This window comes from Delftia sp. WSY_22 (genome assembly GCF_043104185.1).
Taxonomy (GTDB): Bacteria; Pseudomonadota; Gammaproteobacteria; order Burkholderiales; family Burkholderiaceae_C; genus Comamonas; species Comamonas tsuruhatensis.
The window spans coordinates 1-21,854 of record NZ_JBICKN010000019.1 but is presented as its reverse complement, the minus strand read 5'-3'; the positions used below and the strand labels follow the sequence as shown (position 1 = coordinate 21,854).

Sequence of the window (21,854 nt, the reverse complement as noted above, 5' to 3'; positions counted from 1 at the left end):
GAGGAACCCGCATGTCCCCATCTCGCAAGACCGCCGTGGCCAGCGCTGGACTGGCCGCCGCCCTGATCCTGCTGGCCGGCTGCTCGGCCCTGCCGCAGCCCCCCGCCCAGCCCGCGCGCTATGACTTCGGTCTGGCGCCGCTGTCCACGCCCGCGCAGTCCGCCACATCCGCAGCCCCGCAGGCACGCACGCCGCTGGCGCTGGCCGATGTGGAGGCTCCCGCCCTGTCCGACGGCAGCACGGCCATGTTCTACCGCCTGGCCTATGCCAACGGCCAGGAACTGCGCCCGTACCAGCTGGCGCGCTGGAGCCAGCCTCCTGCACTGCTGCTGCAGCAGCGCCTGCGCAGCCAGCTGGGCCTGCAGCGCCCCGTGCTGGCCAGCAGCGAAAGCGTGGCCCAGCCGCGCCTGCAAGGCGCCGTGCCCACGCTGCTGCGCGTGGACATCGAAGAGTTCAGCCAGGTCTTTGACGCGCCCGGCTCCAGTGCCGGCGTGGTGCGCCTGCGCGCCACCCTGGTCGAGCAAAGCGGTGCTGTGGACCGCCTGCTCGGACAGAAGGTGTTCGAGGTGCGCAGTCCTGCAGCTTCGGGCGATGCGGCGGGCGGCGCCCAGGCCCTGGCCAAGGCCACGGATGCGGCCATTGCGCAGATCGATGCGTGGCTGGGGCAGCAGGGGCACTGAGCTGCTGCTGGATTTCCAGCCCATCCATTCTCTTGAGAACGGCTGGTGGGTGCATTGCATCCGCTGGCCGTTTTTTGTTTTCGGCAACTGGCTCTGCAAGCAAGTGGACTTTTTCTGCCCCTGCCGGATGGTTGCTTTTCGAGGCCGGGTCTCGGCCCGGCAGCCGACTGCCCATTTCTTGATTCGCCAAGAAAGGTCAGATCACGAAGCAAGCCTGTCCTTCGGCAGGCTTGCAACCCCGCAACCGCCACGGCGCAGGTGCGGACATAGGGGGAAAAGGCTGGGTACTCAGGGCAGGGGCGGGCCGCGCCTGACCCAGCGCTTCCCGCGCGTCCGTCAGGGGCTGTAGTCCCGATCCCACCGTCTCGGCTGCCCCTGGGACGACCGTCAACACTAGGTCCAGACTACGGCGCGCGGCGCGCAGGTTTTTTACAGTGGAACCGTCGCTGATGCAGATCGCGGCTTTGAAAAAACAAGGCCTGATTGCACGGCACGACTTCAACATCACTGAAAGGACCAAGCCATGAATGAAGACCGCATCAAGGGCAACTGGAAGCAATTCACCGGCAAGATCCGTGAGCAATGGGGCAAGCTCACCGATGACGATCTGGACGTGATCGCCGGCAAGCGCGAGCAATTCCTGGGCAAGCTGCAGGAGCGCCAGGGCCTGGCCCGCGACGCTGCCGAAAAGCAGCTGACCGACTGGCAAAAGCGCAACCCCGACTTCCGCTTCGAAGACTGACGAGGGTGGACCCCGCGGGTGGCGGATGCCCTGGCCGGCGCCACCACCCGCTCCCCGACAGCCAGCGTGCCTGAGGGCACGCACCAATGGCCCGCCGCCGCAGGCACCAAGGGCCGGTTCAGTACAAATACAAGGAGTTCCATCATGCAAACACCGCAACGCTTTCGCCACATGCTGTCCGCCGTCGCCCTGGGCCTGATGGCCTCCGGCGCCATGGCCATGACCAATGCCGAGCACACGGCCGCCAAGAACCAGATCGAGGCCGACTACAAGGCTGCCAAGGAACAGTGCAAGCCGCTCAAGGACAACGCCAAGGACGTCTGCGAGAAGCAGGCCAAGGGCCAGGAAAACGTCGCCAAGGCTGAACTGGAATCGCGCCGCAATCCTTCGCCCAAGAACAGCGAAAAGGCACTCAAGGCCAAGGCTGATGCGGACTACGACATCGCCAAGGAAAAGTGCGATGACCTCAAGGGCGACGCCAAGGACGTCTGCGTGAAGGATGCCAAGGCTGCCCATGTGCGTGCCGTCGAAGCCGCCAAGGTGAACAAGGCCCAGGCCGAACCTGCCGCCAACTCTGCCGCCAAGGCCGCCAACGTGGCCGAGACCCGCAAGGACGCTGCCGAGGAAACCCGCGAAGCCGACTACAAGGCTGCCAAGGCCCGTTGCGACACCATGAGCGGTGACGCCAAGGATGCCTGCGTGGCGGATGCCAAGCGTAAATATGGACAGTAAGCTCCCCCTGAGCGGCTGACGCCGCTTCCCCCTCTCTACCCGCTTCGCGGGGGAGGGGGACGACGCCCTCGCCGCGAGGCGGCTCTTGCTTGGCGTCCCTGATGTTGGGGCGCGCCAGTTTTATCCGCCTTGACCAAGCCCCGCTCGCGGGGCTTTGCTGTTTTCGGGTTGGCTGATGTGGGTCAAACGGGTTGGGCGGTGCTGTTCCTAAGCTGCAGTCTTTCATGATGAAGGCAGGAGAAGCATATGGCCGTGCTGGAATGGAGCGGAGCGCTGGCATTGGAATTGCCGGCCATGGACGAGGTGCACCAGGAGTTCGTGCTGCTGCTGGCCGAGGTGGAGGCGGCCGATGATGCGCAGCTGTGCGTGCGCTGGGATGAGTTGATCGCGCATACGCAAGTGCACTTCGACCAGGAAGACCGCTGGATGCAGTCCACGCGGTTCACCAGCACCAACTGCCACAGCCTGCAGCACAAGGTGGTGCTGCAGGTGATGCGAGAGGGCGCGGCCAAGGCGGCAGCGGGGGATCTGGCCGTGATCCGCAGCATGGCGGGCGAGCTGGCGGCCTGGTTCGTGCACCATGCGCAGACCATGGATGCGGCGCTGGCCCTGCATCTGCGCAGCGCGGGCTTCGATCCCGCCACGGGCTCGCTGGCCCACCCCGAGGCCTTGCCCGAGCAGCCCATCACGGGCTGCGGCGGTGCCTGCGACGGCAGCGCCGACCGCGCGCGGGCCGTGCCGGCCTGATCCGGCGGGCCTTCAATCGGCCAGCCAGCCCGTTCAGGGCACGATCGCGGGCGAGGCCAGGATGGGGAAGATCTTCACCAGCCCGCCCGCCATCACCTCCACGGCCAGGGCCGCGAGGATCAGGCCCATGAGCCGCGTCATCACGTTGATGCCGGTCTTGCCCAGCACGCGCGCAATCGGGTCGGCCAGCGAAAAGCAGACCATCACCACCAGGGCCACCACCACGCCATAGCCCACCAGCGCCAGGTGCTGCCAGATGGTGCGTGCCTGGTCGGCATAGATCACCACGGTGGACATGGAGGCCGGCCCCGTCAGCAGCGGAATCGTCAGCGGCACCACGGCAATGCTGTTGCCCATGGCGGCCTTTTCCGCGCCTGCCGCCAGAGTGGGCGCGTTGGGCCGTTCCTCGGCCGGGCGGGCGTTGAGCATGTTCATCGCGCTGATCAGCAGCAGCAGGCCGCCGCCCACCTGGAAGCTCTGCAGCGAGATGTTGAAGAAGTCCAGCACCTGCAGCCCGATGATGGCGCAGGCCGCGATCACGCAGAACGAGGCCAGCGCCGCCGTGCGAATGGTCTGCTGGCGCTGCTGGGCGCTGAATCCCTCGGTGTAGTGGATGAAGAAGGGGACGATGGCCAGCGGGTTGATGATGGCCACCAAAGTGATCAGCGGTTTGAGGTCCATGGTTGCCTTGGAGCTAGAGGTTGCCGCCCGAGATATCGACCAGGCTGCCCGTGGTGTAGTGCGAGCCGTCGGACATCAGCCAGAGGATGGCGTCGGCCACCTCCTCGGCCCTGCCGCCGCGCTGCATGGGCACGTTGGGCGCCAGGCGCTCGACGCGGTCGGGCTGTCCGCCGCTGGCGTGGATGTCGGTCTCTATCAAGCCGGGCCGCACGGCGTTCACGCGTATGCCCTGGGCGGCGACTTCCTTGGCCAGGCCCAGCGTCATCACGTCCAACGCGCCCTTGGCGGCCGCATAGTCCACGTACTGGCCCGGTGCGCCCAGCCGCGAAGCGATGCTGGAGACGTTCACGATGGCGCCACCCCGTCCGCCGTGGCGGGTGCTCATGCGCCGCACGGCCTCGCGCGCGCAGATGAAGCTGCCGATGGTATTGACGCGGAACATGCGCTCCAGCCGCTGCACGCTCATCTCGGCCACGGTCTGCGCGCGGTCCACCACACCGGCGTTGTTGACCAGGGCATCCAGCCGGCCGAACTGCGCATCCACCGCACCGAACAGGGCCAGCACCTCGGCTTCGTCGCCCACATCGGCCTGCACGGCCAGCGCGCGGGTGCCGGCCAGTTGCACGTCGGCCACCACGGCCTCGGCCGCATCGCGCTGGTGCTGGTAGCTGATCACCACGTCCCAGCCCCGGTGCGCTGCCATGCGTGCCGTTGCGGCGCCTATGCCGCGGCTGCCGCCGGTGATGAGCACGACTTTTCGTTCCATCGAATGTCTCCTGTGAAAGAATTGCCGCACGGGCCGGCCCGCCGCCATTACAGCATTGCGGGGCGCGTCCGCCCACCGGGAAATCACAACAGGTTCTCAGACAGAAAGGAACGCGGACATGGGCAGTTTTGTGCAGTTGACTTCATTGGATGGCACGTCTTCGCCGGCCTGGGTGGCCCGCCCCGACGTGCCCGCGCGCGGTGCCATCGTCGTGCTGCAGGAGATCTTCGGCGTCAACGCCCATATCCGCGCCGTGACCGACCGGCTTGCGGCGCGGGGCTATGTGGCCGTGGCGCCGTCACTGTTCACGCGTGTGGAGCCGGGTGTGGACCTGGGCTACGGCGACGCCGACCGTGCCAAGGGCATGGCGCTGAAATCCGCCGCCGAGGCGCTGCCCCAGCCCGGCGTGCTGCCCGAGATCGAGGCCGCCATCGCCCATGCCGCCACGCTGGTGCCCGGCGGCAAGGTGGGCATCGTGGGCTTTTGCTGGGGCGGCCTGTGGGCCTGGCGCGCAGCCTGCAACCTGCCCAGCCTGTCGGCTGCGGCCTGCTACTACGGCGGCGGCATGACCACGCCGCTGGAGATGGGCCGCGAGCCGCTGTGCCCCGTCATCGCCCACTTCGGCCGGCGCGATGCGCACATTCCCGTGGACGCCGTGCAGGCCTTCGCCCAGGCGCAAAAGCATGTGCAGGTGCACCTGTACGACGCTGACCACGGCTTCAACTGCGACCAGCGCAGCGCCTACGACGAGGCCAGCGCCCTGCAGGCGCGCGACCGCACGCTGGCCTTCTTCGACCAGCACCTGGCCTGATCAACCCCCGGGGTCCGGATCACAGGCCGGCCCCGGCGTCGCCTTGCGCGCCTGCACGGTCTGCAGCGTGCCCCGCAGCGCGCGCTGCTGCGCGGTCAGGAAGCTCATCAGCCCGCCCAGGTCGCTCAGTTGTTGGTCTGGGCCGGCCATGCAGCACAGGTCGATCACCAGGCCCATCTGGTGCATGCAGTCCTTGAGGCGATAGACCTCGTATTCGGAAATGGGGTAGTACAGGCTGGTCTCTTCCCTCGGCACTTGCGGGGAAGAGAAGAAAGGCGGGGAGGCGTGTGCTCCGCTGAGTGCATCGAGGTCAGACATGGCGGCTCCTTTGGCATGAACTGGCACCCCCTTGCGGAGGTTCCGCACAGCCCCGCCAAAAACGGAACCGTGCCCGGCGCAGCACCGGGAAGATGAAAAAAGCCGCTGCCTCGTGAAAAAGGCGTGCGGCTGCTGCGCCTACGTTGTTCCGGGCCGCCAAGCCCGTATCCCCCGAGGGGATCGCGAAATGGTACTTCAAATGCGCGCCCTGCCGCGCTCTGAAGCCAGCTTCAGCCCTGGGGCTGCTGCGCGTGCAGCCCCATGTGGTACAGCCCCCAGGGCGCCTGCGCAAAGCGTTCCTTCAGGGGCTTGCCGGCCAGCTCCGCAATGCGGTCGGCGTCGTACATGGCCCATTGCGGGCCCAGGCCGCCCAGGCCCAGGCGCCGGCCGTCCATGTGCGTGGCCAGCAGCATGCGCCATTGCAGGGCCTGCGCCAGCGGCAGCTGGGCGCGGTAGCCGTCGATGGCCTGCAGGGTGATCCACTGGCCCTTGGCCGCTGCGGCGGCGCTGTCCACTCCGGCCGCCTGCAGCACGGTGGCCAGCAGCGGGCCGCGCAGCCGGTGGGGCTGGCCGTCGTATTCGATATGGGGCGTGATCTCCACCGTGGGCAGGCGCTCCAGCGCACCGGCCCCTGTGGTCCAGGCCGTGTCGAAGGCCAGGCCATGGTTTTTCAGCAGCAGATCGGCTACCGGGTCCAGCGGCCCCCGGTTGCCGCGCACGCCGGGGCCGCTGATGGTGAGCACGGCGGCTTCGGTGCTTTTTCCGGGGGCGGCGGGGGCGGCGGGGGCGGCCAGGGCGCTTTCGCACAGGGCCAGGCCGGTGGCTGCGCTGGCGGCCAGCAGGCTGCGGCGTGAAAGCGGGCTCCGGCTTGCGGATGCGGTCATGGGGAACTCCTGGGGGTGCGTGGCGATGTGCCATCGCCGATTTTCCGTGAAGTGCCCATCCTGCGCGACAACGCCGCGCCCGCTGCGGTCAGCAGGCTCAGCAGCGCAATCCCCCCGGCGCCCAGCGCTGGAATGGGCGCCGCAGATGGTGCGGGGGCCGCCGTGACGGTCACGGTGTTGCTGTCCGAGCCGGAGGTATTGCCATCACCGGGCACATAGCGCGCCTGCACCGTGGCCGTGCCCGGTGGCAGCCGGGGCACGCTGCAGCTGGCCTGCCCGCCGGTCACCGCAACGCTGGCGCACAGCACCTGCGTTCCGTTCAAGAAATCCACCGTGCCGCTGGCGCCGGCAGGCAGCGTGACCTGGACGCTGAAAGTCACGCTCTGGCCATGGCCTGGCGCAGCGGGGGAGGCCGACAGGTGGGCGCTGGTGGCTGCCGGGCCGATCACCACGGTCACGGCTGCGGCTTCGGTGGTAGCGCCGTTGGCATCGGTGGCGGTCAGCGTGAAGCTGTAGCTGCCTGCCGCCTGCGTGGCTGGGGCCGAGAGGGTGCCGGCGGCCTGGCTGAAGCCTGCGGGCAAACCGCTCACGCTGTAGCTGAACGGCCCCACGCCGCCGCTGGGCACGGGCGCCAGCGGCTGGCTGTAGGCCGTGCCGTAGGTGCCGGAGGGCAGGCTTGCCGTGACGCTGAAGGCCGTGAAGCTGGCCTGCACGCTCCTGGCTGCATCGATGGTGACGCTGCAGGTGGGCGTGCTGCCGCTGCAGGCGCCGCTCCAGGCGGCAAAGGCATGGCCAGCGTCGGGCGTGGCGGCCAGGGTCACCAGGGTGGGCGCGCCTTCGAAGTAGCCATAGCCGGCCTGGCACAGGCCGCCTGGGCGGCCGCAGTCCTGTATGGCACCCGTGGCTGCAGGCGGGGAGGCCTGCGCCGATACGCCGCCCGCGCCGCTGGTCAGAACGGTCAATGCCGCCTGGAAGACGTTCGCCTCCACGGCGCCGATGTCGCACCGCGCACCCTGGGGCCTGACCACGCCGCGCTGGTCCGTGCCGGGTGCGGCCGTGCAGGCCACCCCGTCCAGTGCCGGGCTGCCGGTGGTGTTCAACATGGTCTGGGTGGGGCCGCCGTGGCTGGCCAGGGGGCCGAGCTGCGGGTTGCCCGTGGTGAAGGCCAGGGCGCTGATGTCGGCATTGTTCAGGGCCTGCGCCAGGCCCAGCAGATTGTTGCTGCCGCTGGCATCGCTGGTGCCGCCATTGCGCAGGTCCAGCACCACGTCCCTGCCAGCGGGCTGTTTGGTGGCCGGCTCGAACACGCTGTCCTGGACAATGCTGGCCTGCATCTGCAGCGAGGCACCGCTGCGGGTGCAGCTGATGTTGCCACCCGCACTGCAGGCGGCCTGGGAATCGCCCAGGCTATAGATGGCGCCGCCTTGCGCGGCCGGGTTGTCGTCGCCATTGGCCTGCACGGTATTGCCGGCCAGGGTGGAGAAACGGATGGTGAGCACGCCGTTGTAGTTGAAAACGGCGCCACCCAGGCCGGCGCCGCCGCCGCTGCTGTTGCCCAGCCCGCCGTGTGCACCGTTGCCAGCCAGGGTGACCTGGTTCAGCGTCAAGGTGCCTGCGTTGTTGAAAATGGCGCCTCCCATGCCGCCTGCGCCACCGCCAGCGTCGAAGGGGCCGCCTCCACCGTTGCCGGCGCCGAAGCCGCCACCGCTGCCACGACGGCCACCACCACCGCCAAATCCGCCACCACCGGAGCCGCCGCCGCCACCACCGAAGCCGCCGTTCTTGCCGCTGGCGCTGCCACTGCCACCGCCCAGGCCGCCATCGTCCGGGCCGCCAGCGTTCGGCCCTCCCCCCGGGGACAAAGTCCCATCCTCGCCCACGCCGGCACCTGCAAAGGAGTTCAAGGACAGCCTGCCTCCTTGCCCGCCTTGTGCGTGATTGCGCGTGAGCGTGCTGCGTTCGATGGTGAGCTGGCCCCGATTGAAGATGGCACCGCCCGCACCCAGCGCGCCGCCGCCAAAGCGGCTGGAGCCGCCTGTGGCCTGCCCCCCGGCCAGGGTCAGGCCGCGCAGGACCAGGCCACCCTGCGCATCGATGTCGAACAGCCGGAAACCGGGTGCGGTACCGAGGCGCTGCAGGCTCACGCCCTGGGGCGTCAGGCCATTGGCGGTGGCATCGATGGTGATGCGCTTGCCGCTGATGAAGAAGGCGCTGGGGCCGAACTGCGAGACGTAGCCGGGCCAGCTGGCCAGCGGCAGGCAGGTGGCGCCGGCGGCCTGCCCGGTGTCCAGGCAGTTGGTAAAGCGGGTCAGCGAGATGGTCTGCCCATTCAGGGCCGCGCCGAAGACGATGGTGTCGCCATCGGCGGCATGGTTGATGGCGTCGCGCAGGGTGTCGCAGTTGCGGTCGCCTGCGGCAGGCGAGCATTGCGCACGAGACAGCGGCTCGGTGTCTGCAATCTCGCCGGCGGTGGTGACGGTGAGTGTGGCGGCCTGGGCCGCGGCGCCGGCAAGGGCCAGTGCCAACCCGACCGTCAGGCCCGGCAATGTCCGGACCCAGGGGCTTGGCGTGGGCATGGGTGGTACGTCGGCTGCAGCAGACGGGTGGATGATGGACATGGCGGACCCCCTCGGTAGGCACAGCATCTCGGTGATGTGCTGAAGAGGGCAAATCTATGGGGTGTCCGGCTTTCTGTATGTCCCCCGTTCGGGCTACATGGCCGATGAGAGGGGCGGGGTCGCCATGCCGCTCATGTCGCCCATGTCGCCTATCCGGGCGACATGACAGCGGTCTTGTTCCATGTGAACATGCGGCCCTCGCCACGCACTCCACCTCCATGGACACGCACACAGACCCTTCCTCTGCCGCCGCGACGGGTGGCGCCACACCCATCCGCGTGGCCGTGGTGGAGGACGACGCCGCCTGCCGCCATGCCCTGGTGGGCGTGATCAATGCCGCGAAGGACATGGTCCTGTGCTGGGCGGCAGCCAGCCGCACGGAGGCCCTGCACCAGCTCGGCCGGGCCGATGGGGCCGGTGCCATGGACGTGATGCTGGTGGACCTGGGCCTGCCCGACGGCAGCGGCCTGGAGGTGATTGCTGCCGTGCGCACCCGCCACCCCGGGGCGGCGGTGATGGTCAGCACCATCTTTGGCGACGAGCAGCATGTGCTGGCCGCCATCGAGGCCGGCGCCATGGGCTATCTGCTCAAGGATCTGGCCGCCGACGCGGTGCTGGAGGAAGTGCGCAGCCTGCACGCGGGCGGCAGCCCCATCAATCCCATGGTGGCGCGCAAGCTGCTGCTGCGCCAGCAGCGGGCCGGGGCGGTGGCAGGGCTGGAACGGCCTGTGGAGCCGCAGGCCGCCGCGCAGGCGCTGTCTGCGCGCGAGCTGGAAGTGCTGCGCCTGGTGGCGCGCGGCCATACGCTGGACGAGGTGGCACGCCAGCTGGGCGTGTCGCGCCATACGGTGCGCACCTTCGTGCGGCGCATCTACGGCAAGCTGCAGGTGTCCAGCCGCACGCAGATGATGCATGTGGCCTTGCAGCGCGGCTGGCTGGCCGAGGGGCGGCAATGAGCGCCGCCACGGTGGGCAGATGACGCAGCCGCTGCTGCGGGGGAGGGTCTTGCTGGTTTCGGCGGGACTGGTGGCGCTGGCGATGCTGCTGGCGGGGGCGTTCGGGCTGCGTGGCCCCGCCGCAGGCGAAGCGGTGCAACTGCGCCAGGCGCAGCTGTGGCGGTCGGACAGCCCGCACTGGGCGCCGCCTGCGGCGCTTGCGTCGGCCTACGACGCGGTGCTGGATGCATCGACGCCGTGGAGCGATGTGGACCTGCCCTATGGGGGCGACAGGGCCGTGTCGGGCAGCGGCGACCTGGCAGCGGCGCCGCCCGAGGTGCGCTGGTTCCGCGCCGTGGTGCCGCCCGAGGCGCTGGCGCCCACGCCGCAGGGCGCGCGCCTGTATATCCCGCGCTGGCAGACGGTGGGCACGGTGGCGGTCTATGTGGACGGGGCGCTGGCCTGGCAGACGCGCGGCAGCCGGGTGTGGAACAGTTTCAACCGGCCGGTGTGGCTGGACCTGGGCGGGCTGGCGCAGCCGGGCAGGCCGCTGCAGGTGCATGTGCGCATGGCCAGCCAGCAGGGCGTGGGCGGGGCGCTGTCCAGCCTGTGGGCGGGGCCGGCCGAGTCGCTGCGCCTGTCCTGGCGGCTGCGCAGCCTGCTCCAGGCCGATCTGGTGGTCTATACGGCGGGCTCCTACCTGGTGCTGGGCCTGTTCGCGCTGGCGCTGTGGACGCTGCAGCGGCGGCGCGGGGATGTGGTGTTCCTGCTGTTCTTCCTGATGTCGCTGTGCCAGTTGCTGGGCTCGCTGCAGTTCATGGTGGACGGCGAGGGGCTGGCCCTGTCGGACGGCTGGTTCTCCTGGCTGACGCTGGCCGGCCTCATGGGCGCCACGGTGGCGGCCTTCCATTTTCTGTGCCTGATGCAGCGCAGGCGCCGGCCCTGGCTGGGCCGGGTGCTGCAGGGCTATGTGGGCACGGTGCTGCTGGTGGCGGTGCCGCTGTGGGGGCCGGCGCACGAGACCATCCTGCCGCTGCTGCGGCTGCTGATGGTGCCGCCGGAGATCCTGGTGCTGTGCATGGCCGTGGCGGGCGCCTGGCGCATGCGCGATGGCGGCAGCACCATGCTGGCGGTGTGGATGCTGCTGTCGTTTCCCATCGGCTTCCATGACCTGGCGCTGCAGAGCTACCTGATCAGCATGGAGAGCATCTACCTCACGCCCTATGTGTACCTGGGGCTGTTCACGCTGTTCCTGCTGGTGGCCTACCGGCGCTACAACGGCGCGCTGGCCGTGGCAGAGAACGCCAACCTGCATCTGGCGGAACGGCTCAAGGCCCAGGAGGCGGAGCTGGCCCAGGCCCATGAACGCCTGCTGGCCGTGGAGCGCGAGCAGACGCTGATGCAGGAGCGCCAGCGCCTGATGCGCGAGATGCACGACGGCGTGGGCTCCTCGCTGATGAGCGCGCTGCGCGTGGTGGAGTTCAACCAGGCCGGCACGGTGGACCTCGTGCAACTGCTGCAGGAGTGCATCGATGACCTGAAGCTGTCCATCGACTCGCTGGAGCCGCTGGACTGCGACCTGCTGGCGCTGCTGGCCGGGCTGCGCTACCGGCTGGGGCCGCGCCTGGAGGGGGCGGGGCTGCGGCTGCACTGGGAGGTGAGCGACCTGCCCGCGCTGCCCTGGCTGGACGCGCAGGCCGCTCTGCATGTGCTGCGCATCCTGCAGGAGGTGCTGACCAACATCATCAAGCACAGCGGCGCGCGCGAGATCACGGTGCGCACGGCCCAGGCCCCGCTGGACGGCCGGGCCGGCGTGCAGGTGCTGGTGGAGGACGACGGCCACCCCTTCGACCGCGCCCAGGCACCCACCGAGGGCCGCAAGGGACTGGCGAACATGCGCACGCGCGCGCTGGCGCTGCAGGCGCGGCTGGACTGGGCGCCGCTGGCCGGCGGCAATCGCTTCACGCTGTGGATGCCGCTGGAGCGGGCGGGGCCCTAGCCCTGCGCCGTGCGCGCCATGTAGCGCTTGCGCCAGAAGAACATGGTCAGGCCCACGGCAATCGCCATCATCGAGCCCATGGCCCACCAGAAGCCGTCCTGCTTGTGCACCAGGGGGATGAACTCGAAGTTCATGCCGAAGATGCCGGCAATCAGGTTCAGCGGCAGGAACACGGCCGTCAGCGCGGTCAGCGTGCGCATGATGTCGTTGGTGCGGTTGCTCTGCACCGAAAAATGCATCTGCACCACGGTCTCGGTGCTTTGCTCCAGCCGCCGCACGTGGTGGACCACGCGCTCTATGTGTTCCAGCACGTCGCGGCTGCGCACCTTGAGCAGGTCCAGCTCGCGCAGCGCCGCCACGCCCTCGGGAGGCGCCCAGGTCTCCAGCGCGTCGATCCAGTCCTGCACGGCGGCGCGCTGGTCTTCGCAGACTTCGTCCAGCTCATGCAGGGCCAGCCGTGCGTCCAGCAGCGCCCCCCAGTTGGCAAAGCGCGTGCGCGGGCGCAGCAGCTCGGTCTGCCAGTGGTCCAGCTGGCGCGACAGTTCGCGGCGCAGGTCCAGGAAGCCGTCCACGATGAGGTTGACCACGCGCAGCATGAGGTCGGCCGGGCTGGCCGGCAGCCGCGTGCCGGATGTGGGGTTCAGCCGTCCCTCGCGCAGATCGCTGGGCATGGCGGCCAGCAGCCGCGCGGCATAGGCGTCGCGCACGGTGCAGTCGTCGGGGTGCACGGACAGCAGCACCTGGTCGAACATGGCAAAGCCCACGGGGCTGGTGTCGATGTTGCGCAGCACGGGCGGGCCTGTGCGGCGCACGGGAGGCGAGGGGGGCGCCGCCTGCGCCGCAGGCGAAGAGGCCGTGCCGGCCTGCGCGGCGGCACGCGCCTGCCCGCTGGCCAGGCGGCGAAAGACCAGCAGGTCGTACTGCGAGGTGTAGTCGTAGCGCGATGGCAGCTGGGCGTTGAGCAGGTCCGAGACATGCAGGTCCACCAGCTGCTGGCCCGACAGCAGCTGCAGCGTGCGCTGCACCTCGGCCAGCCGCTCCTGCAAGGTGGCGCGGGTGCAGGAGATCCACAGGAAGCCCTGCGCGGGCGCCTGCCCGGGCAGGTCGGCCAGTTCGGTGGCGCCGCCCGGCTGCAGGTGGAAGATGCGCATGCTCCTGGCGTTCCCGGCTGGGGGAGCGGCTCCCGTGCCCGTGGGCGGCGTCACCGGCGGCATGCGTTCAGCCGCGCAGCTTGCGCGCGGCGTCGATGGCGAAGTAGGTCAGGATGCCGTCGGCACCCGCGCGCTTGAAGGCCAGCAGCGATTCCATCATCACCTGGTCATGGTCCAGCCAGCCGTTGGCGGCGGCGGCCTTGAGCATGGCGTACTCGCCGCTGACCTGGTAGGCGAAGGTGGGCACGCCGAATTCGTCCTTGACGCGGCGCACCACGTCCAGGTACGGCATGCCGGGCTTGACCATGACCATGTCGGCACCCTCGGCCAGGTCCTGGGCGACTTCGCGCAGGGCCTCATCGGTGTTGGCGGGGTCCATCTGGTAGACGTTCTTGTCGGCCTTGCCCAGCGCGCCGCGCGTGCCCACGGCATCGCGGAACGGGCCGTAGAAGGCGCTGGCGTACTTGGCGCTGTAGGCCATGATGCGGGTGTGGATGTGGCCGTGGGCCTCTAGCGCCTCGCGGATGGCGCCGATGCGGCCGTCCATCATGTCGCTGGGCGCCACCATGTCCACGCCGGCCTCGGCATGGGTGAGGGCCTGGCCCACCAGGACCTGCACGGTCTCGTCGTTGATGATGTAGCCGGACTCGTCGAGGATGCCGTCCTGGCCGTGGCTGGTGTAGGGGTCCAGGGCCACATCGGTCATCACGCCCAGTTGCGGGAACTCCTTCTTGAGCGCCCGCACCACGCGCGGGATCAGGCCATCGGGGTTGAGCGCCTCCTTGCCGTCGGGCGTCTTCAGCGAGGTCTCGATGGCGGGGAACAGCGCCAGGAACGGGATCTCCAGCTGCACGCACTGCTCTGCCACGGGCAGCAGCAGGTCCAGGCTCAGGCGGTCCACGCCGGGCATGGAGGGCACGGCCTCACGCTGGTTCGTGCCTTCGTGCACGAACACGGGGTAGATGAAGTCATGGGCCGTGAGCACGTTCTCGCGCACCAGATTGCGCGTGAAGGCATCGCGGCGCAGGCGGCGGGGGCGGTTGTGCGGGAAGGGGGTGGGGCTGGACAGATGCATGCCGAAAATTGTGCCCCATTCCCGCCGCAGGCCCCGCAACCCCGGCGACGACGCCGGCACGCGGGACTCGGCTTTTGCGCCTGCGCAGCCTGGCGCACCCCTGTACGCACGTACACTGCCCGCATGCTGTGGGTCAAAGCCTTTCATATCGTTTTCGTGGCAAGCTGGTTCGCGGGCCTGTTCTATCTGCCTCGCATCTTCGTCAACGTGGCCATGGTCACGCCCGGCTCGGTGGCCGAGCGCGAGCGCCTGCTGCTCATGGCACGCAAGCTGCTGCGCTTCACCACGCTGCTGGCCGTGCCCGCATTGGGCCTGGGCCTGTGGCTGTACCTGGGCTACGGCATCGGCAAGGGGCCGGGCAACGGCTGGATGCATGCCAAGCTGGCCGGCGTGCTGCTGGTCATCGGCTACCACCATGCCTGCGGGCGCCTGCTGCGCAAGCTGATCGACAACCGGGACCAGCACAGCCACCGCTGGTTCCGCTTCTTCAACGAGGTGCCGGTGCTGCTGCTGGCGGCCATCGTCATCCTGGTGGTCGTCAAACCTTTCTGAGAAACCGTTCCAACGAAGAGGGAGGCAGGGCGTGGTGCAAAGGACTTCGGCCTGGCCGCTGGCACTGGTCTATGCGGTGCTCATCGTTTTCGCCAGCCTGTTTCCCTTCGATGGCTGGCGTGCCCAGGGCATTGATCCGCTGGTCTTCCTGACGGCAAAGATCCCGCCGCCGTACTGGACCTGGTTCGACGTCAATACCAATATCGTCGGCTACGCGCCGCTGGGCTTTTTCCTGGCGCTGGCCCTGGTGCGCAGCGGCAGCCCGCGCGCGGCCGTGCCGCTGGCGGCGCTGGCAGGCACCCTGCTGTCGCTGTCCATGGAGTTCCTGCAGATCTACCTGCCGCGGCGCGTTCCCTCCAACCTGGATCTGGTGCTCAATGCGGGCGGCACCTTGTTGGGCGCGCTGGTGGCGCTGCTGCTGGAGCGCCTGGGCGCCCTGGCGCGCTGGAGCGCCTTTCGCACCCATTGGCTGGGCGAGGATGGCGGCGGCGCCATGGTGCTGCTGGCGCTGTGGCCCTGGGCGCTGCTCTTTCCCGCCGCCGTGCCCTTCGGTTTGGGCCAGGTGCTGGAGCGGCTGGAGCAGGGCCTGCTGGACCTGCTCGAAGGCACGCCCTTTCTCATGTGGCTTCCTCTGCGCGAGTCGGCCCTGACGCCGCTGTCGCCCGTGACCGAGATGCTGTGCGTGATGCTGGGCCTGTGGGTGCCCTGCCTGCTGGCCTATTGCGTGATGCGCCACATGGGCCGGCGCGCCGTGCTGGCGGGCTCGGCCATCGTGATCGGCATCGCGGTCTCGGCGATGTCGGCCGCGCTGAGCTGGGGGCCTGCCCATGCCTGGGAGTGGGTGGACCTGCCGGTGCGCATGGGCGTATGGGGCGGCGTGGGCCTGGCCATGGTGGCCCTGCCGCTGCCGCGCCGCGCCTGTGCAGCCCTGCTGATGCTGGTGCTGGTGCTGCAACTGAGCATCCTGAACCAGGCGCCCACCAGTGCCTATTTCTCCGAGACGCTGCAGGCCTGGGAGCAGGGGCGTTTCATCCGCTTCTACGGGCTGGGGCAGTGGCTGGGCTGGCTGTGGCCCTATGCCACCCTGGTCTACGTGCTGCTCAGGGTGGCGCGCCGCGATGCAGGGCCGCTGCCGCCTGCACCTTCAGCGCCCCCGGCGCCTTCGGGGCAGCAGACGCAGGCCTAGAATCCGTTGCATGAGCGAAAACCCACGTCCCGGGGCCGAAGGCGGCCAGCAAGGCGCAGGCAACTACTATGCGCGCCACATCTTCTTTTGCCTCAACGAGAGGCCTGGCGGCGAGGACTGCTGTGCGCTGCACGGCGCCAAGGCAGGCTTCGACCACTGCAAGAAGCAGGTCAAGCAGCTGGGCCTGGCCGGCAAGGGCCAGGTGCGCGTGAACAAGGCCGGCTGCCTGGACCGCTGCGCGGGCGGGCCCGTGGCCGTGGTCTACCCCGAAGGCACCTGGTACACCTTCGTGGACGAGACCGATATCGACGAGATCGTCGAGTCCCATCTCAAGAACGGCCAGCCCGTGGAGCGCCTGCTGCTGCCGCCCGACGTGGGCCGCTGAGCACCGGCTGGAACTTTGGGCCTTTCCGGGCATCAGTGCTTTGTCAGCTTGGACTGGCTGCTACTACTAGGATAGCGATTGTGAATGCGCAGACCGAACGTTTGACCCTGACCGGCCTTGCCGGGGCCGTGGAGGCCCTGCGCGACGCGCCGGCCGCCGATGCGACTGCGCGCGGCGTGGCCATCATCGCCCACCCCCATCCGCTGTTTGGCGGCACCATGGACAACAAGGTGGTGCAGACCCTGGCGCGGGCCTTCGTGCAGTGCGGCTACACGGCCGTACGCTTCAACTTCCGTGGCGTGGGTGCCAGTGCCGGCGAGCACGACGCAGGCATCGGCGAGGCCGAGGACATGCTGTCCGTGGTCCGCCAGGTCGCTCCCGAAGGGCCGATCGCGCTGGCGGGCTTTTCCTTCGGCGCCTTCGTCACCAGCCATGTGCTGGCGGGCCTGTGGAATGAAGGCCGGGTGGAAAAGGCTGTGCTGGTGGGCACGGCGGCCAGCCGTTTCTCGGTGGCCCCCGTGCCGCCCGAAGCCCATGACCGGACATTGGTGGTGCACGGCGAGGCCGATGACACGGTGCCGCTGTCGGCCGTCATGGACTGGGCGCGCCCGCAGATACTGCCTGTTACCGTCGTGCCCGGGGGCGGTCATTTCTTTCACGGACAATTGCCGCTGCTCAAGAGTCTCGTGGTCCGCCATTTGCGCTCACTTCCCTAGCGGCCCGCGCCGCTGCTCAATAGGCCCGCCCCAGCCGGCGGGCATCTTCCGCCTTTCCTGCTTTACCTGCCCTTTAGCGAGAGTTTTCCTCATGAAGCCCATTTCCTCCACGCTGCGAGTCCTGGCACTGGCAGCGGCCATGGCGCCGGCCCTGGCGCTGGCGCAGATCACCCCGCCCCAGCCGCCCGAGATCGCGGCGCGCAACTATCTGCTGGTCGATGTCACCGCCAACCAGGTGCTGGGTGCCAAGGACATCGATGCGCCCATCGAGCAGGCCTCGCTGACCAAGCTCATGACCGGCTACCTGGTCTTCGACGCACTGCGTGCCAAGAAGATCACGCTGGAGCAGCGCCTGCCCGTCAGCGAGCGCGCCTGGAAGATGCCGGGCTCGCGCATGTTCATCGACCCCAAGATGCAGGTGCCGGTGGATGACCTGATCAAGGGCATGATCGTGCAGTCCGGCAACGACGCCACCATGGCCCTGGCCGAAGGCGTGGGCGGCTCGGCCGAGAACTTCGTGCGGCTCATGAACGAGCAGGCCAAGGCGCTGGGCATGAAGAACACCAGCTACAAGAACCCCGAAGGCCTGACCGAGCCCGGCCACCTGACCACGGCGCGCGACCTGTCCATCCTCGCGCAGCGCCTGATGCAGGACTTCCCCGAGTACATGCACTACTACTCGACCAAGAAGTACTTCTACCCGGGCACGCCGGCCTCCAACGGCACCAACCGCAACTCGCTGCTGTTCCGCGACCCGACCGTGGACGGCCTCAAGACCGGCCACACCGCTGCGGCCGGCTACTGCCTGGTGGCCACGGCCAAGCGCGATCTGCCCAACGTGGGCAGCCGCCGCCTGATCTCCATCGTGCTGGGCGCCGCCAGCGAGAACGCGCGCGCCAATGAAAGCCAGAAGCTGCTGAACTGGGGCTATGCGGCCTTCGACTCGGTCAAGCTGTTCGATGCCGAGCAGGCCGTGGCCACGCCCGAGGTCTGGAAGGGCAAGGCGGGCACCGTCAAGATCGGCCGCACCACGCCCATCGTGGTCACCGTGCCGGCCGGCAGTGGCGGCAAGCTGAGCACCGAAGTCGTGCGCCAGGACCCGCTGATCGCTCCGTTCACCAAGGGCCAGGCCATGGGCACGCTCAAGGTCAAGCTGGGGGCCGACACCGTGGCCGAAGTGCCGCTGGTGGCGCTTGAAGGCGTGGAGCAGGCTGGCTTCTTCGGCCGTGCCTGGGATGCGATCCGCCTCTGGATCAAGTAAGCCCCGCGCCTGTCGCGCAGGCCCTCGCGTACCGGTTTGAAGGGGGTGCAGTTGTGCGATCTCCTGCAAGCTGGTACAGTCGAGGGCTTTTCGGAATTTCCGAAGGGATTCACGTTTTCGCTTTTCGCAAGCAATTCACGTTTAGGGACGTTTATTAATGCCAACCATTAACCAACTCGTGCGTCAGGGCCGCACGGTCGAAGTTGTCAAATCCAAGAGCCCTGCTATGGAAAACTGCCCTCAGCGCCGCGGCGTGTGCACCCGTGTGTACACCACGACGCCCAAGAAGCCTAACTCCGCTCTGCGTAAGGTTGCCAAGGTGCGCCTGACCAACGGCTTCGAGGTCATCTCCTACATCGGTGGTGAAGGCCACAACCTGCAAGAGCACAGCGTTGTGCTGGTGCGCGGCGGCCGTGTGAAGGACTTGCCCGGTGTGCGTTACCACATCGTGCGTGGCTCCCTTGACCTGCAAGGCGTCAAGGACCGCAAGCAAGCCCGTTCCAAGTACGGCGCGAAGAAGCCCAAGGCCAAGTAAGCCCTGCGTTTTTTCGAAGAAGGTGCTGTATCCCGCGTGGCGCGAGATCCAGCGTAGTGACCCCAAACGCAAGTGTTTTGCGCGGGTCGAGTAAGTGGGAGTCCTGTTGGCTCTCGCGGTGTCTGAAAAGACGCCAACTGAAGCAAGATAGAGGTAAAAAATGCCACGTCGTCGCGAAGTCCCCAAACGTGAAATCCTGCCGGATCCCAAGTTCGGCAATGTCGAGCTGTCCAAGTTCATGAACGTGATCATGGAAGGCGGCAAGAAGGCGGTCGCAGAACGCATCATCTACGGTGCCCTGGACCTGATTCAAAAGAAGCACCCTGACAAAGACCCGCTGGAAGCCTTCATCGTTGCCATCAACAACGTGAAGCCCATGGTCGAAGTGAAGTCCCGCCGCGTCGGCGGTGCCAACTACCAGGTGCCCGTCGAAGTGCGTCCCGTGCGTCGCCTGGCCCTGTCCATGCGTTGGCTGAAGGAAGCTGCACGCAAGCGCGGCGAGAAGTCCATGGCCCAGCGCCTGGCCAACGAGCTGCTCGAGGCCACCGAAGGCCGTGGCGGCGCCATGAAGCGCCGTGACGAAGTGCACCGCATGGCCGAAGCCAACAAGGCGTTCAGCCACTTCCGCTTCTAAGAGCGCTTCGCTCCTGATCAGACGGGCCGCATGCATTTTTGCCTGCGGCCTTGTCTCGATTAGGAGCATCCCCAGATAAGACTGCTGTCCGTCTGCACCATGAGGCTGGAACGGGCAGAGACTCCCTCCATACGATCAATCAAGGATCCATCATGGCTCGCAAGACCCCCATCGAGCGCTACCGCAATATCGGTATCTCCGCCCACATCGACGCCGGCAAAACCACCACCACCGAACGTATCCTGTTCTACACCGGTGTGACCCACAAGCTGGGCGAAGTGCACGACGGCGCTGCTACGACCGACTGGATGGAGCAAGAGCAAGAGCGCGGCATCACCATCACTTCCGCTGCAGTGACCTGCTTCTGGAAGGGCATGGACCTGTCCTACCCCGAGCACCGTTTCAACATCATCGACACCCCCGGCCACGTGGACTTCACCATTGAGGTGGAGCGTTCCATGCGCGTGCTGGACGGCGCCTGCATGGTGTACTGCGCCGTGGGCGGCGTGCAGCCCCAGTCGGAAACCGTGTGGCGTCAGGCCAACAAGTACAAGGTGCCTCGTCTGGCCTTCGTGAACAAGATGGACCGTACCGGCGCCAACTTCTTCAAGGTCGTCGAGCAGATGAAGCTGCGCCTGAAGGCCAACCCCGTGCCCGTCGTGATCCCGATCGGTGCCGAAGAAAACTTCAAGGGCGTGGTCGACCTCGTCAAGATGAAGGCCATCATCTGGGACGAAGCCTCGCAAGGCATGAAGTTCGAATACCACGAAATCCCCGCCGAGCTGGTGGAGACCGCCAACAAGTGGCGTGAAAACCTCGTGGAAGCCGCTGCCGAAGCCAGCGAAGACCTGATGAACAAGTACCTGGAAGAAGGTACTCTGTCCGAAGAAGACGTGAAGGCCGGCCTGCGCGCTCGTACGCTGGCTACCGAAATCCAGCCCATGCTGTGCGGTACCGCCTTCAAGAACAAGGGTGTGCAGCGCATGCTGGACGCCGTGATCGACTACCTGCCGGCGCCTGTGGACATCCCTGACGTCACCGGTACCGATCCCGAAAACGAAGAAACCAAGCTCAGCCGCAAGGCAGACGACGGCGAAAAGTTCTCGGCCCTGGCCTTCAAGCTGATGACCGACCCGTTCGTCGGCCAGCTGACCTTCGTGCGCGTGTACTCGGGCGTCCTGACCAAGGGCGACACCGTGTTCAACTCGGTCAAGGGCAAGAAGGAGCGTATCGGCCGTATCGTGCAGATGATGGCCAACGAGCGCGTGGAAGTCGAAGAAATCCGCGCCGGCGACATCGCTGCCTGCGTGGGCCTGAAGGACGTGACCACCGGCGAAACGCTGTGCGCCGTCGAAGCTCCCATCGTGCTGGAACGCATGGTCTTCCCCGAGCCCGTGATTGCACAGGCCGTGGAGCCCAAGTCCAAGGCCGACCAGGAAAAGATGGGCATCGCCCTGTCGCGCCTGGCTGCTGAAGATCCGTCCTTCCGCGTGCGCACCGATGAAGAATCGGGCCAGACCATCATCGCCGGCATGGGCGAGCTGCACCTGGAAATCATCGTTGACCGCATGAAGCGCGAATTCAACGTGGAAGCCAACGTGGGCAAGCCCCAGGTGGCCTACCGCGAAACCATTCGCCAGAAGGTTACCGATGTGGACGGCAAGTTCGTTCGCCAGTCCGGCGGCAAGGGCCAGTACGGCCACGTCGTGCTGACCCTGGAACCCCAGGAAGCCGGCAAGGGCTTCGAGTTCGTCGACGAAATCAAGGGCGGTGTGGTTCCTCGCGAATACATCCCTGCGGTCGAGAAGGGCGTGATCGAGGCGCTGACTTCCGGCGTGCTGGCCGGCTACCCCGTGGTGGACGTCAAGGTGCGCCTGACCTTCGGTTCGTACCACGATGTGGACTCGAACGAAATGGCCTTCAAGATGGCTGCCATCTTCGGCTTCAAGGAAGGCGCCAAGAAGGCCAGCCCCGTCATCCTCGAGCCCATGATGGCCGTGGAAGTCGAGACGCCTGAAGACTACGCCGGCACCGTGATGGGCGACCTGTCCTCACGTCGCGGCATGGTCCAGGGCATGGACGACATGGCCGGCGGTGGCAAGTCCATCAAGGCTGAAGTGCCGCTGTCGGAAATGTTCGGCTACGCCACTTCGCTGCGTTCGCAGACGCAAGGCCGCGCTACGTACACAATGGAGTTCAAGCACTACGCCGAAGCTCCCCGCAACGTGGCCGAAGCCATCGTGGCTGCTCGCGCCAAGTAAGGCTTTTTGTATAATCGAAGGCTTTTGAGTCGCAGCTCCTGAAAAGGGGCTGCGATTTTTGCCGGTCTGCGATCCCATGCCGTCCTGTCACCTGTGCGGGGCGACCAAGCAATGGGATGCAGACCTTAAACATCACACAGGTTTTGCTCTTTCGGAGAAATCATGGCAAAGGAAAAATTCGAGCG

22 protein-coding genes are annotated in these 21,854 nt (G+C 67.6%); 15 read left to right on the top strand and 7 right to left on the bottom strand.

Annotation, left to right across the window (positions count from 1 at the left end; all coding sequences use genetic code 11):
* Nucleotides 1–11: 11 nt before the first annotated feature.
* The 4 genes from ACF8NF_RS12050 to ACF8NF_RS12035 all read left to right on the top strand — a co-directional run bounded on the left by ACF8NF_RS12050 (nt 12) and on the right by ACF8NF_RS12035 (nt 2,901).
* Entirely contained in the window at nt 12–680 is a 669-nt protein-coding gene (locus ACF8NF_RS12050; protein ID WP_016453581.1) for an ABC-type transport auxiliary lipoprotein family protein, read from the top strand.
* A gap of 523 nt (nt 681–1,203) precedes the next feature.
* Nucleotides 1,204–1,422, top strand: a complete 219-nt coding sequence (locus tag ACF8NF_RS12045) for a CsbD family protein (protein ID WP_012202308.1) — start codon at nt 1,204–1,206, stop codon at nt 1,420–1,422.
* Between the two features lie 144 nt (nt 1,423–1,566).
* A complete protein-coding gene (locus ACF8NF_RS12040; RefSeq protein ID WP_016448533.1) occupies nt 1,567–2,154 on the top strand; it encodes a hypothetical protein in 588 nt (195 codons plus the stop codon).
* A gap of 246 nt (nt 2,155–2,400) precedes the next feature.
* On the top strand, nt 2,401–2,901 hold the full coding sequence (locus ACF8NF_RS12035; RefSeq protein ID WP_016448532.1) for a hemerythrin domain-containing protein: 501 nt from the start codon (nt 2,401–2,403) through the stop codon (nt 2,899–2,901).
* Nucleotides 2,902–2,934: 33 nt separating this feature from the next.
* Here ACF8NF_RS12035 and ACF8NF_RS12030 read toward each other — a convergent pair whose 3' ends face one another.
* Nucleotides 2,935–3,582, bottom strand: a complete 648-nt coding sequence (locus tag ACF8NF_RS12030) for a MarC family protein (protein WP_016448531.1) — start codon at nt 3,580–3,582, stop codon at nt 2,935–2,937.
* Between the two features lie 13 nt (nt 3,583–3,595).
* Nucleotides 3,596–4,348 (bottom strand): SDR family oxidoreductase, encoded by a 753-nt coding sequence (locus ACF8NF_RS12025; RefSeq protein WP_016453579.1) that lies wholly within the window; start codon nt 4,346–4,348, stop codon nt 3,596–3,598.
* 118 nt (nt 4,349–4,466) lie between these two features.
* Here ACF8NF_RS12025 and ACF8NF_RS12020 point away from each other — a divergent pair, with 118 nt between their 5' ends.
* Nucleotides 4,467–5,159, top strand: coding sequence for a dienelactone hydrolase family protein (locus tag ACF8NF_RS12020; RefSeq protein ID WP_016448529.1), 693 nt, complete (start codon nt 4,467–4,469; stop codon nt 5,157–5,159).
* Here ACF8NF_RS12020 and ACF8NF_RS12015 read toward each other — a convergent pair whose 3' ends face one another.
* The 3 genes from ACF8NF_RS12015 to ACF8NF_RS12005 form a co-directional block, all read right to left on the bottom strand.
* Nucleotides 5,160–5,477 carry a hypothetical protein gene (locus ACF8NF_RS12015; RefSeq protein ID WP_016448528.1) on the bottom strand — a complete coding sequence of 106 codons (318 nt, stop codon included), beginning with the start codon at nt 5,475–5,477 and terminating at the stop codon, nt 5,160–5,162. It abuts the gene before it with no gap.
* A 230-nt stretch (nt 5,478–5,707) separates the two neighbouring features.
* Nucleotides 5,708–6,361: a molybdopterin-dependent oxidoreductase gene (locus tag ACF8NF_RS12010; protein ID WP_392450647.1), complete on the bottom strand. Its 654-nt coding sequence runs from the start codon at nt 6,359–6,361 to the stop codon at nt 5,708–5,710.
* On the bottom strand, nt 6,358–8,979 hold the full coding sequence (locus tag ACF8NF_RS12005) for a choice-of-anchor Q domain-containing protein (protein WP_392450646.1): 2,622 nt from the start codon (nt 8,977–8,979) through the stop codon (nt 6,358–6,360). The genes ACF8NF_RS12010 and ACF8NF_RS12005 overlap by 4 nt, the downstream gene beginning before the upstream one ends.
* 218 nt (nt 8,980–9,197) lie before the next feature.
* Here ACF8NF_RS12005 and ACF8NF_RS12000 point away from each other — a divergent pair, with 218 nt between their 5' ends.
* Nucleotides 9,198–9,935 carry a response regulator gene (locus tag ACF8NF_RS12000; protein WP_374006573.1) on the top strand — a complete coding sequence of 246 codons (738 nt, stop codon included), beginning with the start codon at nt 9,198–9,200 and terminating at the stop codon, nt 9,933–9,935.
* Between the two features lie 19 nt (nt 9,936–9,954).
* Entirely contained in the window at nt 9,955–11,913 is a 1,959-nt protein-coding gene (locus tag ACF8NF_RS11995) for an ATP-binding protein (protein WP_392450645.1), read from the top strand.
* Here the strand turns inward: ACF8NF_RS11995 and ACF8NF_RS11990 are convergent.
* Together ACF8NF_RS11990 and hemB are read right to left on the bottom strand one after the other, a co-directional pair.
* Nucleotides 11,910–13,127, bottom strand: a complete 1,218-nt coding sequence (locus ACF8NF_RS11990; protein ID WP_392450644.1) for a magnesium transporter CorA family protein — start codon at nt 13,125–13,127, stop codon at nt 11,910–11,912. The two genes, ACF8NF_RS11995 and ACF8NF_RS11990, sit on opposite strands and share 4 nt — an antisense overlap.
* Before the next feature lie 4 nt (nt 13,128–13,131).
* On the bottom strand, nt 13,132–14,139 hold the full coding sequence (hemB, locus tag ACF8NF_RS11985) for a porphobilinogen synthase (protein WP_017405507.1): 1,008 nt from the start codon (nt 14,137–14,139) through the stop codon (nt 13,132–13,134).
* A gap of 123 nt (nt 14,140–14,262) precedes the next feature.
* On the opposite strand from hemB, the gene ACF8NF_RS11980 reads away from it, so the two are divergent.
* From ACF8NF_RS11980 to fusA, 8 genes are all read left to right on the top strand, one after another.
* On the top strand, nt 14,263–14,691 hold the full coding sequence (locus ACF8NF_RS11980; RefSeq protein WP_016453572.1) for a CopD family protein: 429 nt from the start codon (nt 14,263–14,265) through the stop codon (nt 14,689–14,691).
* A 31-nt stretch (nt 14,692–14,722) separates the two neighbouring features.
* The gene (locus ACF8NF_RS11975) at nt 14,723–15,877 is read left to right on the top strand and encodes a VanZ family protein (RefSeq protein WP_016448520.1); all 1,155 of its coding nucleotides are present in this window, start codon (nt 14,723–14,725) and stop codon (nt 15,875–15,877) included.
* Between the two features lie 10 nt (nt 15,878–15,887).
* Entirely contained in the window at nt 15,888–16,262 is a 375-nt protein-coding gene (locus ACF8NF_RS11970; RefSeq protein ID WP_016448519.1) for a ferredoxin, read from the top strand.
* An 80-nt stretch (nt 16,263–16,342) separates the two neighbouring features.
* Nucleotides 16,343–16,978 (top strand): alpha/beta hydrolase, encoded by a 636-nt coding sequence (locus ACF8NF_RS11965; RefSeq protein ID WP_017405508.1) that lies wholly within the window; start codon nt 16,343–16,345, stop codon nt 16,976–16,978.
* Nucleotides 16,979–17,069: 91 nt separating this feature from the next.
* The gene (locus ACF8NF_RS11960; protein WP_016453570.1) at nt 17,070–18,239 is read left to right on the top strand and encodes a D-alanyl-D-alanine carboxypeptidase family protein; all 1,170 of its coding nucleotides are present in this window, start codon (nt 17,070–17,072) and stop codon (nt 18,237–18,239) included.
* Between the two features lie 157 nt (nt 18,240–18,396).
* Nucleotides 18,397–18,774, top strand: coding sequence for a 30S ribosomal protein S12 (gene rpsL, locus ACF8NF_RS11955; protein ID WP_003059441.1), 378 nt, complete (start codon nt 18,397–18,399; stop codon nt 18,772–18,774).
* A gap of 160 nt (nt 18,775–18,934) precedes the next feature.
* On the top strand, nt 18,935–19,408 hold the full coding sequence (gene rpsG / locus ACF8NF_RS11950) for a 30S ribosomal protein S7 (protein ID WP_016448516.1): 474 nt from the start codon (nt 18,935–18,937) through the stop codon (nt 19,406–19,408).
* A gap of 152 nt (nt 19,409–19,560) precedes the next feature.
* A complete protein-coding gene (gene fusA, locus ACF8NF_RS11945; protein ID WP_016448515.1) occupies nt 19,561–21,669 on the top strand; it encodes an elongation factor G in 2,109 nt (702 codons plus the stop codon).
* Nucleotides 21,670–21,854 lie beyond the last annotated feature (185 nt).